The sequence below is a fragment of the Streptomyces graminilatus genome (assembly GCF_001418565.1).
GTDB classification, from domain to species: domain Bacteria; phylum Actinomycetota; class Actinomycetes; order Streptomycetales; family Streptomycetaceae; genus Streptomyces; species Streptomyces graminilatus.
In genome coordinates, this window is sequence record NZ_LIQQ01000274.1 from 1 (window position 1) to 13,597 (window position 13,597).

Below are 13,597 nucleotides of genomic sequence, written 5' to 3' on the forward strand. Positions count from 1 at the left end.
TCGGGTGCGGGCCGGTGGGGGCTGGTCGCGCAGTTCCCCGCGCCCCTTTCGGGGCGCGGTTCCGCGCCCGCCGGCCCCGCCGGGCGACGTCACTCCGCTGCCCGTCACCCGCGTAGCGCCCCGCATCACACAGACGCCGAGATGGTCTGGATGACCCGGTCCCGTTCCGCGTCCTCGCCGTACGCGTCGAGGTGGATCTCCCCGGCCGCGAGGACAACGACCCGGTCGGCGACCTCCAGCACCTCGTCGACGTCGGCGGACAGGACGAGGACCGCCGCCCCCTCCGCCGCCAGCGCACGCGCCCTGCGCCCGATGTCCCGGCGCGCACCGATGTCCACTCCTCGGAACGGCTCGTCCAGGATGAGGACACGAGGGCGTTCGGCGAGCCAGCGGCCGACGACGACCTTCTGCTGGTTGCCGCCGGACAGCTCCTCGACGGCGCTGTGCTCGTCGCGGGTGACGACACCGAGGGCCTCGATGGTGTCGCGGCCGAGGGCGTCCTCCTCGGCGCGGCTCACCAGGCCTGCCGTGGACAGGGACTTGAGGAACGGCAGTGAGATGTTCTGGGCGAGCGACCAGCCAGGGATCAGGGCGTCCGCGTGCCGGTCCTCGGGGACGAGGTGGATGCCGGCCCGGATCGCGTCGGCGGGGCGGCGGGGCGCATATGCCTTGCCGTCGAGTTCGACCGCTCCTGTGGTGAACGGCTCGGCGCCGAACAGGCCTCGGGCCAGTTCCGTCTTGCCCGCGCCCAACAGGCCTACGACGCCCGTGACTTCGCCCGCGCGCAGGTCCAGGTCCTGGGGAGTACGGCCGTCCAGGAGCCGTACGCCGCGCAGGGAGACGCGGGTCTCGCCGGGGCCGGACTCGGCGCGGGGGCGGGCCGTGGTCGCTTCCTGGGCCTGGGCGAGCATGGCGCGCAGGGCGCTGTCCCAGTCGAAGGGCTTGGTCTGGTCCTCGGTGAGACGTCCGTCCCGCAGTACGACCAGCCGGTCCGCCAGCGCGTCGATCTCGCCGAGGCGGTGGGAGACGTAGAGGACCGCGATGCCGTCGTCGCGCATTCTTTCCACGAGCGCGAAGAGGCGTTCCGCTTCGGCGGCTGAGAGCGCGGACGTCGGTTCGTCGAGGACCAGGAGCCTCGGGCGGGTGGCGAGGGCGCGGGCCAGGATGAGCAACTGGCGGTCGGAGATGCCGAGTTCGGTGACGTCCCGTTTGAGCAGGGCGTCGCTCCAGCCGAGGTCGAGGGCCGACTGGATCTCGCGGGCGCGGGCCAGCACGCGGCGCCCGTTGAGGAAGGGGTTGCCGCGTGCCTGGGCCAGCTCCTCGAAGACCAGGTTCTCGGCGACCGTGAGGCCGGGCACGATGCCCTCGCCGATCCGCTGGTGCACCGTCTGGATGCCCAACTGGCGGGCGGCGAGCGGTGACTGGAGGGCGGCCGGGGTCCCGTTCACCGTGACCTGGCCGCCGTGGTCCGTGTGGACGCCGGAGAGGATCTTGATGAGGGTGGACTTGCCGGCCCCGTTCGCACCGAGCAGCGCGACGACGCTGCCCGGTGCGATGTCCAGCGAGACGGACTCAAGGACCGTCTTGCCGCCGAAGGCCATGCTGACGTCCCGCAGAGCGACCGCGGGCGACGCCTCGGCAGGGCCGTGGGCGGGCACCTCAGTGGGCGACATTGGCGATCCAGTCGGCCGTGCTGACCTGGGAGAGGTTCAGCTCGGGGAGCGCGGCGCGCAGCTCGTCCATGTTCTGGATCTTCTTGCTCTTCAGGAAGTCCTGGGTGATGGCGACGGCCGGGAACTCGACCGAGGTCTTGTTCAACTGCCCGGCCAGCTCCAGGGCGGCGGTACGGACGACCGCGGCGCCGACGGCGGACGGGTCGGTGCCCGCCGTGGCGACCCAGGGGCTGCCCGCGGCGGTCATGTTCTGGATGTCGGCGTTGGAGACGTCGGCGCCGAACACCTTCACCTTGGCCTGGAGCTTCTTGTTCTGGACGGCGAGAACGGTGCCCTTGGCCAGCTCGTCGTAGGGGGCGAAGATGCCCGTCACGTCCGAGTGCTGGGTGAGCGCGGCGGAGACCAGGGGAACGTTGTCAGTGGCCGTGGAGTCGGTGACCTTGCCGACCTTGAACGCCTGCTGCCAGCCGTTGGCGCCGACCGCCGACTTCCAGACGCTGTCGCGCTTGTCGAGGGCCGCGTAGCCGGCCACGTTGACGTAGCCGACCTTGGCCTTCTTGCCGAGGTTCTTCGCCATCACGTCGAGGACGGCCTTCGCCATGCTCGCGTCGTCCTGCTCGGTGCTGACGACGCCCTTGGTGGGGGTGTCGACGTCGTAGACGACGACCTTGATGCCCTTCTTCACGGCCTTGTCGATCTCGGGCTGGATGGTCGCCGGGAAGCCGTGGTCGATGATGATGGCCTGCGCGCCGGAGTTGATCGCCGAGGACAGGTCGGTGGCCTGCTTGGCGTTGTCCGCCTGGGCGTCGTACACGGTCAGGTCGATACCGAGGGCCTTGGCCTGCGCCTTGGCGCCGTTGCCCCACTGCTCGAAGTAGTCACCGGCGCCGCTCTGGCGGACCAGCGCGACCTTGACCGTGCCCTTGTCGAAGGGGGCGGGCTTCGTGCCGGTGGCGGCGGACGGGGAGGCCGACGTGTCACCGGTGGCCTTCGACGCGTTCGTCGACTGCGCGCAGCCCGCGAGGAGAAGTGCCGAGACGGAGGCCAGCGAGAGCGCGGCGAGGGGCAGACGGATGCGGGACATGCTGAACTCCAGGTGCAGGGCAGTACGGGAGGGAGAAGAAAAAGGGGGGGTGAGGGCGTGAGACTGAAGGGGCGCGACGGCCGGAAGGCGCGGGCGCGGGAGGTCCGGTACCGGGCGCGAGATGGCGGCACGGGGTGGAATCCACACCACGGCCGGGGCCTCTCGCGTACTCCGGGTCGGGTACTCCGGGTCAGGTCAGCGACAGCGGGCTGTGGTCGACCGGAGCAAGTCCACGTACAGCCGCCGCACGAGCAGCAGCGTCTTCATAGGGAGATCATGAGAACGTTTCCAGCCATTCGTCAAAGTCTTGAACACCGGATCTCACCATGTGGAACGCCGGATTCGTCACACTCTGCCGACCCTCGGACGGGAGTTACCATCACGGAACCGGCATCCGACCCGGGACAGTGAGGCTTCCGATGACGACGACACCCTGCGCGACAGCGGTACGACGCTGTACCGACGCCCCGTGTCGCGGCCATCGCGGCTGTCGCGACTGACGACCGCCCCCCACTCCCGCGCCCGCTCTCCCCTGCCTCTCCCTGTTCTTGGCCTGCCTTCTTCGTCTTCGTTGCCATATCCCTTCCAGCCACCCGGAGTTGCTCCCATGACCCTGCTGACGACCTGGCCCGAGTCCGGCCCGGAGACCGTCGTGCGCCGTACGTCCGACCCGGCCGAGATCGCCGCCGCGCTCGCCCCGCTCGGGGTGCGCTACGAGCAGTGGCCGATCCGCGAGGACGTGCCGGCGGACGCCGACAGCGACACCGTGTTCGCCGCGTACGGCCCGGAGATCGACAGGCTGAACGCCGAGGAGGGCTTCACCACGGTCGACGTCCTCGGTCTGCACCCCAGCGACGACCCGGAGTTCCCCGCGAAGGCGAAGGCCGCCCGCGCGAAGTTCCTCCAGGAACACACGCACGACGACGATGACGAGGTCCGCTTCTTCGTCTCCGGCTCCGGCATCTTCTATCTGCACGTGGACGGCGAAGTGCACGCCGTGTACTGCGAGAAGGGCGACCTGCTGGGCGTGCCGCGCGGCACCACGCACTGGTTCGACATGGGCACCAGCCCCGCCTTCACCGCGATCCGCTTCTTCCACGAGGAGGACGGCTGGATCGGCAACTTCACCGGCTCGACCATCGCCTCCCGTTTCCCGGACTACGACACGATCGACGCCGGGTTCCAGCGGGACAGGGCCGCCGCGTGACCCTGCGGGACGAGGGGACGGACACGTACACCGTCGATGGTGTCGACGCCGTGGTGCTCGACATCGAGGGCACCACCAGCGCCACGGGGTTCGTCGTCGACGTGCTGTATCCGTACTCGCGCTCTCGTTTCGGAGCGCTGCTCTCGGAGCGGAGCGGTGATCCGGAGGTGGCGCGGGCGGTGGCGCAGGTGCGCGAGCTGCTCGACGAGCCAGGCGCCGACGCCGTACGCGTCGAGCAGACGCTCAACTCCTGGCTGGACGAGGACCGCAAGGCGACGCCCCTCAAGACCCTCCAGGGCATCATCTGGTCCGAGGGCTTCGCGCGCGGCGACCTCGTCTCGCACTTCTACGACGACGTCCTGCCCGTACTGCGCGCCTGGCACACGGCGGGACTTCGGCTGTACGTCTACTCCTCCGGGTCGGTCGCCGCGCAGCGCGCTTGGTTCGCGTCCACCCCGGAGGGCGACCTGCTGCCGCTCGTCTCGGGGCTGTACGACACCGAGAACGCGGGGCCCAAGCAGGAGCCGGAGTCATACCGCCGTATCGCGGAGGCCACCGGGACCACGGACGCGGGCCGGCTGCTCTTCCTCTCCGACCGGCCGGGCGAGCTGGACGCGGCGCGTGCCGCCGGCTGGCGGACCGTCGGGATCCGGCGGCCCGGGGAGCCGTACTACGAGCAGGGCGTCGGGGACCACGCGCAGGCGGGGACGTTCGACGCGATCAGCGTCAACAGCACTACCGGTACCAGCAGTTCAAGGAGCACCTCGTGACCGTCGGCATCAGCGCACTCGACCTTGAGGAGGCGGGGGCGGTACTCGCCGCCGAGTCCGCCCGTTTCGCCTCCTTCGGCTGGATGCGGGGCACCTCCGGGAACCTGTCGGTGGTGCTGTCCCGCGATCCGCTGCTCCTCGCGGTCACCGCGAGCGGCCACGACAAGGGTGAACTGACCCCCGCCGACGTGGTGTTGGTGGATGAGCGGGGCGCGGCGGTGAACGGCGGCAAGCCGTCCGCCGAGGCCGAGCTGCACGCCCGGGTCGCCGCGCTGACCGGGGCCGGCGCGGTGGTGCACGTGCACACCGTGGCGTCCGTCGCGATGGGCAGGCGCGAGCCGGGCGGGATCGTGTTCAAGGACATCGAGATGCTCAAGGGGGTCGGCCAGCCCGCCCATGACGTGGAGGTGACCCTGCCGGTCATCACCAACAGCCAGGACATGAAGGTGCTGGGGGATCGCCTGGAGGCGGCCCGGGATCCCCGGATGCCGGCGGTGGTGGTTGCGGGACACGGGCTGTACGTGTGGGGGGACGATCCCCGTCAGGCCCGGCATCACACCGAAGTCGTGGAGTGGCTGCTGGAGTTGGAGCTCAGCGCTCCGCGGGACGGGCGGTAGTCGAAGCGCGGGCCCGGTGGGGGCTGGTCGCGCCCCGCGGCGGAGCCGCAGATCGATACAGCCCCGCGCCCCTTCAGGGGTGCGGGGCTACTCGCTACTTCAAGCGGTCGCCCGGGAGTTCGCCGGCCGAGACCTCCAGCACACCCCGCTCGGTCACGAGCCCCGTCACCAGCCGTCCCGGTGTCACGTCGAAGGCCGGGTTGTGGCCGCGCGATTCGGCGGGCGCGGTCCGGAGGCCCGACCACTCCAACACCTCGTCCTCACCACGGAGTTCGATGTGGATGTCGTCGCCGGTGGCCGTGGCCAGGTCGACCGTGGTCGTGGGCGCGGCCACCAGGAACGGGATCCCGGCGTCCGCGCAGGCCAGCGCGACCCCGACGGTGCCGACCTTGTTGGCGGTGTCGCCGTTCGCCGCGATCCGGTCCGCGCCGACGATCGCCGCGTCCACCTGGCCGCGCAGGATCGTACCGGCGGCGGCCGCGTCGGCCTGGACGTAGTGCGGGATGCCCTCCTGGACCAGTTCCCAGGCGGTCAGGCGGGAGCCCTGGAGCAGCGGGCGCGTCTCGTCGGCGTACACGACCTCCAGCCGGCCGCGCGCGTGCAGTTCGCGGATGACGCCAAGTGCCGTGCCCCATCCGGCCGTTGCGAGCGCGCCGGTGTTGCAGTGGGTGAGGATGCGCAGCGGGCGGTCGCCGACATCGGCGGCGAGGCGCTTCAGCAGCCACTCGGCGCCGTGCGCGCCCATCGCACGGTTGCCCTCGACGTCCTCGCGCTGGACGGCGGCGGCCTCTTCGAGCACCGCGTCCAGGCCTTCGGAGAAGCGGGTCATGACGCGGTCCACGCACACCATGAGGTTCACGGCCGTCGGGCGGGCCTCACGGATGCGCGCCACGGCCGCCCGCACCTGGTCCTCGGTCCAGCCCTCGCGGTCGCCCTGGATCAGCGCCAGGGCGACCCCGTACGCCCCCGCCGCGCCGATCGCGGGCGCGCCACGGACGACGAGCCGCTGGATCGCGTCCACCAGGGTGTCCACATCGCGGACATCCCGGGTCTCATGGCGGTGCGGCAGCAGTGTCTGGTCTATGAGCGCGAGGCTGTTTCCGGTCCAGCCGACGGCGCGCAGTTCCTGGGGCATTTCGGGGCGCTCCTAGAAGTTCCGACGGTGCGCGACACCGTACATGACCTCGGCGAACCACAGTTCGAGACGGCCGGGCCGGACGCTCGAATGCCGGTGCTAGAGTCCAACATCCGCGCCCGTGGGGCCCATGTGCGGGAGGACGCGTGCCGCTGACCGGGCGCCGCTTCCCCGGCCACGGCCACCGCGCGAGCGACGGCCGTCGGCACCGACCCGTCGCCTCGGCGCCCGCTCTCCCCCGGCGCTCAGCGCGGAGCCCGGACTGAGCCGCACGTACCGCTTTTACGTACCGCCTTTACGTACCCCCATTACGTACCCCGGAAGGTCCTCGATGCCTCGCAGATCGCGTCGTACGCTCCCGCTCGCCGCCATGTCCGTGCTGCTCGTGGCCGGTGCGACCGCCTGCGACGCCGCCGTGAAGAAGGACGACGCGTCCTCCGGCAGCGGTGCGAGCAGCGCGTCGTTCGCGCTGGTCACGCCGAATGCCGTCGGGCGGAACGGGTTTCTCGAACTGGCCGTGACGGGCGTCGAGGCCGCCGCGAAGGCGCACGACGGCACCGCGAAGATGTTCCAGTCCTCGGACACCGCGTCTCAGCGGAAGAACGTTCAGGCCGCCATCGCCGCGAAGCCCGCCGTCGTCGTGCTGGTCGGCTCCGAGTTCGCGGACCTGGTCGCACAGCAGGCCGAAGCCCACCCGAAGCAGCAGTTCCTGATGATCGACGCGTGTACGACGAGGGCGCTCGACAACGTGAGCTGCGGGGTCTTCCGCGAGCACGAGGGTGTCTTCCTCGCCGGTGCGGAGGCCGGGCTGCTGAGCGGGAGCGGCAAGGTCGGCGCGGTGGACGCGCAGGACACGCCCCTGTTCCGGCGCTTCAGCGACCCGTTCGCGGCCGGCGCCCAGCAGGTCGCCGAGCAGACGGAGACCGACACCCGCTTCGTCGGCGGCAAGTCCCCGCTGGACGACCCGGCGGGCGCCGGGAAGGCGGCGGACGATCTGCTCGCCAAGGGCTACGACCAGTTGATGGCGGCTGCCGGGGCCGGAAACCCCGGCGTGTTCGAGGCGGCGAAGGCGAAGGGCGCGTTCGCGTACGGCGTCGACGTCAACCAGTGCCCCTCGGCGCCCGGCACCGTCGTCGACAATGTGATCAAGCGTACCGACATCGCCGTGGAGAAGGGCGTCGAGCAGGTCCTCGGCGGCCAGACGGGCACCACCGCCTCGTACGGCCTGAAGGAGGGCGGCATCAGCCTCACGGGCCTGGAGAAGGGCGTCGACTCGTCCCAGTGCGTGATCGCCAAGCACCCCGACGTCCTGAAGAAGGTCAAGGCGCTGCGCGACCAGATCGTCTCCGGCGAGCTGACGGTCTCCGACCCCACCGCCGCCGGCTGATCCCCGCCGGGCGCGTGCGCCGGCCGAGGAGCACGGGCTCGGGGGCCGGCGCCGTACGCTTCCGCACCCCCGTCCACGCCCCCTTCCGTATCCCCGTCCACCCCCCCTTCCACATCCACACCCATGTCCACATCCCCTTCTCCTGGAGCCGTCCCATGACTCAGGACCTGTCGCCCGTCACCCGAATACCCCGCGCGGGGCTGCCGCCGCGTGCGGTGGTCGTCGGCGACCCGCAGCGCGCCGCTCTTGTCGGCGCCCTGCTGGAGGACGCGCGGGAGGTGTCGTACCACCGCGAATACCGTGTGTTCAGCGGGAGTTGGAAGGGTGTGCCGATGCTGGTCGCCTCGCACGGGGTGGGCGCCCCGGGGGCGATCCTGCTGTTCCAGGAGCTGGCGGACGCCGGTGTGCGGACCTTCCTGCGGTTCGGTACGGCGGGGTCGATGCGGCCGGGGATCGGCGACGGCGACCTCGTCATCGCCGAGGCGGCCGTCCGGGACGACGGTGTCACCCAGCAGTTGCTGCCCCCGGAGTACCCGGCGGTGTCCTCGCCGGAGGCGGTGCTCGCGCTCCAGCGGGCGGCGCGCGAGGCGGGCGCCCCGCACCACCGGGGCATCGTGTGGACGCGGGCCGCCTTCCAGCCGGGTCTGCTGCCCCTGTTCTCCTACGAGGGTGCCGGACTCGCCGCCATCGAGATGGAGTTGAGCGCGCTGCTGGTGACGGCCTCGCTGCGCGGACTGGTCGCGGGCGGGGTGGTCGTCATCGACGGGGCCAACGCCGACGAACTCGTCGACGAGAGCGCTCTGTTGTCGACCGGTGGCTACAACCCGCACCGGGAGATCGTCGCGGAGGGTGTGGAGCGCGGCGCGGTCGTGTCGCTGGAGGCGCTGCGGCTGCTGGCGGAGGCGGAGTACGAGGCCGGGACCGGGGCCGGGACCGGGGCCGACGACAAGGAGCCCCTCGTATGAGTGAGCCGATCGACCTGCTGGTGCACGGCGGTGACGTCCTCACCGTGGACGAGGCCGGAACCGTCGTTCCGGGCGGGGCGGTTGCCGTGCGGGACGGTGAGATCGTCGCCGTGGGCCCGGCCGAGGAGCTGGCGGACCGGTTCACTGCCGCCGAGTCCCTTGATGCCGCCAACTGCCTTGTCCTCCCCGGGCTGGTCAACACGCACACCCATCTCGCGATGACGTTCCTGCGCGGCAAGGCCGACGACGTCACCCTCCAGGGCTTCCTGGGGCGCGTGCTGAAGTGGGAGGCCCAACTGCTCTCGGCGCGGAACGTGGCGGCGGCGATGCGGGTCGCGATCGCCGAGAGCGTACGGGCCGGGGTGACCTCCGCGCTCGACATGTACTGGTTCCACGAGGCGGCCGAGCAGGCGGCGCGCGAGACGGGCTGGCGGCTGCACACCGGGCCCACCTTCATGGACGTACCGCAGCCGCCCGACGGCATCGCCTACGAGGACCGGCTGGCGTGGGCCCGGCAGGACCTGGCGGCACGCGGAACACCGCGCCCCGGCCACCGGCCGATCCTCTTCGCGCACTCCACCTACACCCTCTCCCCCGATCAGCTCGTCGAAATCGCCGCCCTGGCAAGGGAGTTCGGCGCGCTGCTGCACATCCACGCCGCCGAGAACGCGACGGAGGTCGCCACTGTCGAGGTGCGGTACGGCAAGCGCCCCGTGGAACTGCTGGACGCGCTCGGGCTGCTCGGCCCCGACCTGCTGCTGGCCCACGCCGTGGACCTGACCGGCCCGGAGATCGCGGCGCTGGCCCGCACCGGCACCGCCGTCGCCCACTGTCCCGTCTCCAATCTGAAGCTCGGCTGCGGAATCGCACCGGTGCCCCGGCTGCTCAGCGCCGGTGTGACCGTCGGGCTCGGCACGGACGGGGCCGTCAGCTCCAACACGCTCGACGTGCTGGGGGCGGTCCGGCAGGCGGCCCTCGTGCACAAGGCGGGCGGCGACCCCACCGCCGTCGGTGCCGAACAGGCCGTACGCATGGCGACCGTCGAGGGCGCGAAGGCGCTGGGCCTGGGCGGCCAACTGGGCTCCCTGGAGGCGGGCAAGCGCGCCGACCTGATCGTGCTCGACCTCGGCGCACCGCATCTGCGGCCCCGGCACGACCCCTGGTCGACGCTGGCGTACGCGGCGCAGTCGGCGGACGTACGGGACACCGTCGTGGACGGCAGGGTGCTGATGCGGGACCGCGTCCTCACCACCCTCGACGAGGCCACCGCGCTCGCGGGTCTGGAGGCACTGGCCTGACATCGCATCTTGTGGTCCGTTCAGCCCACTGAACCCCCATAATGGCCTGAGACATCGGATGTCTGAACGACAGGGAGGCCCGCCATGGCAGTCACCGACGAGGCGATCGAGAAGATCAAGGGAATGATCGTCTCCGGGTCGCTGCGCCCCGGTGACCGGCTGCCCAAGGAGAGCGAGCTGGCCGCCGAACTCGGGCTGTCCCGCAACTCCCTGCGGGAGGCGGTGCGCGCCCTGTCGCTCATCCGGATTCTCGACGTACGGCAGGGCGACGGCACCTACGTCACCAGCCTGGACCCGCAACTCCTGCTCGAAGCGGTGAGCTTCGTCGTCGACTTCCACCGCGACGACACGGTCCTGGAGTTCCTGGCCGTGCGCCGCATCCTGGAGCCGGCCGCCACCTCGATGGCCGCGGTACGCATCAGTGAGCAGCAGCTGGACGCGCTGGCCGCCCAGCTGGAGCGGCTGGGCGGTGAGCCGTCGGTGGAGGAACTGGTCGCCGCGGACCTGGAGTTCCACCGGGGAATCGTGCAGAGCTCCGGCAACTCGGTCCTCTGTTCACTTCTCGACGGTCTGTCCGGGCCCACCACCCGGGCCAGGATCTGGCGCGGTCTGACCCAGGAGGACGCCGTCAGCCGCACCCTGCACGAGCACCGGGCGATCCTGAGCGCCCTGCGCGACCGGGACGCGGAGGCGGCGCGGTCGTGGGCGACGGTGCACATCGCGAGCGTGGAGCAGTGGCTGAGGTCGACCCTGTAGTGCCCCGATGTGGTCCGTAGTGCCCGATGTGGTCCGCGGTGCGGTCCCCGGTGGCTCTCGGGTGGTGTTTCGGGGGGTGTATCGGGGCAGTGATCCGTTCACTCCCCCGTGCGAGGGGGCTGCGGGCGCCCCCGCCGCACGCCGTAAGGTTGGGTGGTCAAGCGAGGGCACGTCGGAAGGAGGCGCTGGGTGATCGAGCTGGAGGGGGTTCCCGAGCTGATCGACCCAGTCATGGTGGCCGCGTTCGAGGGTTGGAACGACGCGGGCGACGCCGCTTCCAGCGCTGTGGCGCATCTGGACCGGGAGTGGAAGGGCGAGGTGTTCGCGGCGCTCGACGCCGAGGACTACTACGACTTCCAGGTCAACCGTCCCACCGTGTGGCTGGACGGCGGCGTACGGAAGATCACCTGGCCGACGACCAGGCTGTCCGTGGTCAGGGTCGGCGGCGACAAGCCCCGGGACCTGGTGCTGGTCCGGGGCATCGAGCCGTCGATGCGGTGGCGCTCGTTCTGCAACGAGCTGCTGGGCTTCGCGCACGAGCTGGGCGTGGAGCTGGTGGTGGTCCTGGGCGCCCTGCTCGGCGACACCCCGCACACCCGTCCGGTTCCGGTCAGCGGGGTCACGTCCGACGCGGATCTGGCGCAGCGGATGGATCTGGAGGAGACCAAGTACGAGGGTCCCACGGGCATCGTCGGCATCCTCCAGGAGGCGTGCACCCACGCGGGCGTACCGGCGGTGTCGCTGTGGGCGGCGGTCCCGCACTATGTCTCGCAGCCGCCCAACCCCAAGGCGACGCTGGCTCTCCTGAACCGGCTGGAGGACCTGATCGACATCCGCGTCCCGCTGGGCGAGCTGCCCGAGGACGCGCGTGCCTGGCAGGTCGGCGTGGACCAGTTGGCCGCCGAGGACAGCGAGGTCGCGGAGTACGTCCAGACGCTGGAGGAGGCCCGGGACACCGCCGAGCTGCCCGAGGCGACGGGTGAGGCGATCGCCCGCGAGTTCGAACGCTATCTGCGCCGCCGCGACGGCTCAGGACCGGCGGGCCCCGGCGCCGCCCCGGGCGGCCACGCCACGGCGGACGGCTCGGACAGCGCGCCGTACCTCCGTGACAACCCGACGCCCCGCCCGAAGCCGCAGCCGCCGAAGCCGCCTCAACTGCCGAGCACAGACACCACGGACGCGACGGACGCGACGGACGACGAGGACTCCCCGGAGGAGTGACCCGGAGGAGTGAGCGGTCGGGTATCAGGTAGGGGGAAGGGCCGGTACGCGTGACGCGTACCGGCCCTTCCCCCTGTCAGGAGTCCGGCGTTCGTTGTTACAGCGCCACGCCCAGCAGGGCGTCCACGGCGCGGGACACGACGCCGGGGGCGCCCTCGTCCGTACCGCCCCGCTCGGCCTGGAGGTCGGCCCAGCGGTCGACGGCGGCCAGTGCGGCCGGGGCGTCCAGGTCGTTCGCGAGGGCCTTGCGCAGCTCCTCGACGAGCGCGTCGGCGGACGGCCCGTCGGGCCGGGACACGGCGGCCCGCCAGCGCCCGAGCCGCGCCACGGCGTCGGCGAGAACCTGGTCGGTCCACTCCCAGTCGTCCCGGTAGTGGTGGGCGAGCAGGGCGAGGCGGATGGCGGCCGGGTCGACGCCGTCGCGGCGCAGCGCGGACACGAAGACGAGGTTGCCCCTGGACTTCGACATCTTCTCGCCGTCGAGCGCGACCATCCCGGCGTGGACGTACGCCTTGGCCATGGGGAACTCGCCGGTCAGCACCTGGGCGTGCGAGGCGCCCATCTCGTGGTGCGGGAAGACGAGGTCGGAGCCGCCGCCCTGCACGTCGAAGCCCATGCCGAGGTACTCGAGGGCGATGGCGACACACTCGATGTGCCAGCCGGGGCGGCCACGGCCGAGCGAACCGCCGTCCCAGCTCGGCTCGCCCTCACGGGCGGCCATCCACAGCATCGGGTCGAGCGGGTTCTTCTTGCCCGGCCGGTCGGGGTCGCCCCCGCGCTCGGCCGACAGCAGGCGCATGGTGGCGGCGTCCAGGTTGGACACCTTGCCGAAGTCGGGGTCGGCCTCGACGGAGAAGTAGACGTCCCCTTCGAGTTCGTAGGCGGCGCCCGCGTCCCGCAGCCGCTCGACGAGCGGGACGATGCCGGGTATCGCCTCGACGGCGCCGATGTACTGCTTCGGGGGCAGCATCCGCAGGGCGGTCATGTCCTCCCGGAAAAGCGCGGTCTCCTTCTCGGCGAGGCCCGCCCAGTCGACACCGTCGCGCACGGCCCGCTCCAGCAGCGGGTCGTCGACGTCGGTGACGTTCTGGACGTAGTGAACCTGCCGCTTGGTGTCGAGCCACACGCGTTGTACGAGGTCGAACGCGTTGTAGGTCGCCGCGTGACCCATGTGGGTCGCGTCGTACGGGGTGATGCCGCAGACGTAGATACGGGCGACGGGACCGGGGGCGAGGGTGACGAGACCGCCGGTGGCGGTGTCGTGGATCCTCAGGTCGCGGCCCTGACCAGGCAGGGCGGGGACCTCGGAAGCGGGCCAGGCATGCATGTCATGAGCGTAACCGGACGGATGTTCCGTATACGAGCCGGACCGGGTCCGGATGGCCGGGACGGCGCTCTTGCGAGATTCGTCCCGGTGACGTAGGAGAAGGGCTGCGCCCGTCCAATCCCACTCGCCTGCAAGGCCCGCCCAGCTGCGGGCAGTC

12 protein-coding genes are annotated in these 13,597 nt (G+C 71.4%); 8 read left to right on the forward strand and 4 right to left on the reverse strand.

Annotated features, from left to right (window positions below):
• Positions 1 to 125: 125 nt before the first annotated feature.
• Both AOK08_RS23110 and AOK08_RS23115 read right to left on the reverse strand, forming a co-directional pair.
• Complete coding sequence (locus AOK08_RS23110; protein WP_055529352.1) at positions 126 to 1,673, reverse strand: sugar ABC transporter ATP-binding protein; 1,548 nt, start codon at positions 1,671 to 1,673, stop codon at positions 126 to 128.
• The gene (locus tag AOK08_RS23115) at positions 1,660 to 2,757 is read right to left on the reverse strand and encodes a substrate-binding domain-containing protein (RefSeq protein WP_055529354.1); all 1,098 of its coding nucleotides are present in this window, start codon (positions 2,755 to 2,757) and stop codon (positions 1,660 to 1,662) included. Before AOK08_RS23115 ends, AOK08_RS23110 begins: the two co-directional genes overlap by 14 nt.
• Before the next feature lie 607 nt (positions 2,758 to 3,364).
• Between AOK08_RS23115 and AOK08_RS23120 the strand changes: the two genes are divergently transcribed.
• From AOK08_RS23120 to mtnB, 3 genes are read left to right on the forward strand one after another with little or no spacing between them, the layout of a single operon-like run.
• Positions 3,365 to 3,964 carry a 1,2-dihydroxy-3-keto-5-methylthiopentene dioxygenase gene (locus tag AOK08_RS23120; protein ID WP_055529356.1) on the forward strand — a complete coding sequence of 200 codons (600 nt, stop codon included), beginning with the start codon at positions 3,365 to 3,367 and terminating at the stop codon, positions 3,962 to 3,964.
• Positions 3,961 to 4,734, forward strand: a complete 774-nt coding sequence (mtnC, locus tag AOK08_RS23125; protein ID WP_241827059.1) for an acireductone synthase — start codon at positions 3,961 to 3,963, stop codon at positions 4,732 to 4,734. Before AOK08_RS23120 ends, mtnC begins: the two co-directional genes overlap by 4 nt.
• Entirely contained in the window at positions 4,731 to 5,351 is a 621-nt protein-coding gene (mtnB, locus tag AOK08_RS23130; protein WP_055529358.1) for a methylthioribulose 1-phosphate dehydratase, read from the forward strand. The genes mtnC and mtnB overlap by 4 nt, the downstream gene beginning before the upstream one ends.
• Before the next feature lie 94 nt (positions 5,352 to 5,445).
• Here the strand turns inward: mtnB and mtnA are convergent, their stop codons facing one another.
• Entirely contained in the window at positions 5,446 to 6,486 is a 1,041-nt protein-coding gene (mtnA, locus tag AOK08_RS23135) for an S-methyl-5-thioribose-1-phosphate isomerase (protein WP_055529360.1), read from the reverse strand.
• 331 nt (positions 6,487 to 6,817) lie between these two features.
• Here mtnA and AOK08_RS23140 point away from each other — a divergent pair, with 331 nt between their 5' ends.
• From AOK08_RS23140 to AOK08_RS23160, 5 genes are all read left to right on the forward strand, one after another.
• Entirely contained in the window at positions 6,818 to 7,873 is a 1,056-nt protein-coding gene (locus tag AOK08_RS23140; protein WP_055529362.1) for a BMP family ABC transporter substrate-binding protein, read from the forward strand.
• A gap of 155 nt (positions 7,874 to 8,028) precedes the next feature.
• The gene (locus AOK08_RS23145) at positions 8,029 to 8,838 is read left to right on the forward strand and encodes a nucleoside phosphorylase (RefSeq protein WP_055529364.1); all 810 of its coding nucleotides are present in this window, start codon (positions 8,029 to 8,031) and stop codon (positions 8,836 to 8,838) included.
• Positions 8,835 to 10,136, forward strand: coding sequence for an amidohydrolase (locus AOK08_RS23150; protein WP_055529366.1), 1,302 nt, complete (start codon positions 8,835 to 8,837; stop codon positions 10,134 to 10,136). The genes AOK08_RS23145 and AOK08_RS23150 overlap by 4 nt, the downstream gene beginning before the upstream one ends.
• Before the next feature lie 84 nt (positions 10,137 to 10,220).
• On the forward strand, positions 10,221 to 10,892 hold the full coding sequence (locus AOK08_RS23155; protein WP_055529368.1) for a FadR/GntR family transcriptional regulator: 672 nt from the start codon (positions 10,221 to 10,223) through the stop codon (positions 10,890 to 10,892).
• A gap of 189 nt (positions 10,893 to 11,081) precedes the next feature.
• On the forward strand, positions 11,082 to 12,113 hold the full coding sequence (locus AOK08_RS23160; protein ID WP_055529370.1) for a PAC2 family protein: 1,032 nt from the start codon (positions 11,082 to 11,084) through the stop codon (positions 12,111 to 12,113).
• A 97-nt stretch (positions 12,114 to 12,210) separates the two neighbouring features.
• Here AOK08_RS23160 and mshC read toward each other — a convergent pair whose 3' ends face one another.
• Complete coding sequence (gene mshC, locus AOK08_RS23165; RefSeq protein WP_055529372.1) at positions 12,211 to 13,440, reverse strand: cysteine--1-D-myo-inosityl 2-amino-2-deoxy-alpha-D-glucopyranoside ligase; 1,230 nt, start codon at positions 13,438 to 13,440, stop codon at positions 12,211 to 12,213.
• Positions 13,441 to 13,597 lie beyond the last annotated feature (157 nt).

Excerpts from the sequence above, each read along its gene's own strand:
- mtnA (WP_055529360.1), bottom strand. The coding sequence starts at position 6,486 with ATGCCCCAGGAACTGCGCGCCGTCGGCTGGACCGGAAACAGCCTCGCG.
- mshC (WP_055529372.1), bottom strand. The coding sequence starts at position 13,440 with ATGCATGCCTGGCCCGCTTCCGAGGTCCCCGCCCTGCCTGGTCAGGGC.
- AOK08_RS23150 (WP_055529366.1), top strand. The coding sequence starts at position 8,835 with ATGAGTGAGCCGATCGACCTGCTGGTGCACGGCGGTGACGTCCTCACC.
- AOK08_RS23110 (WP_055529352.1), bottom strand. The coding sequence starts at position 1,673 with ATGTCGCCCACTGAGGTGCCCGCCCACGGCCCTGCCGAGGCGTCGCCC.
- AOK08_RS23115 (WP_055529354.1), bottom strand. The coding sequence starts at position 2,757 with ATGTCCCGCATCCGTCTGCCCCTCGCCGCGCTCTCGCTGGCCTCCGTC.
- AOK08_RS23120 (WP_055529356.1), top strand. The coding sequence starts at position 3,365 with ATGACCCTGCTGACGACCTGGCCCGAGTCCGGCCCGGAGACCGTCGTG.
- AOK08_RS23155 (WP_055529368.1), top strand. The coding sequence starts at position 10,221 with ATGGCAGTCACCGACGAGGCGATCGAGAAGATCAAGGGAATGATCGTC.
- AOK08_RS23140 (WP_055529362.1), top strand. The coding sequence starts at position 6,818 with ATGCCTCGCAGATCGCGTCGTACGCTCCCGCTCGCCGCCATGTCCGTG.
- AOK08_RS23145 (WP_055529364.1), top strand. The coding sequence starts at position 8,029 with ATGACTCAGGACCTGTCGCCCGTCACCCGAATACCCCGCGCGGGGCTG.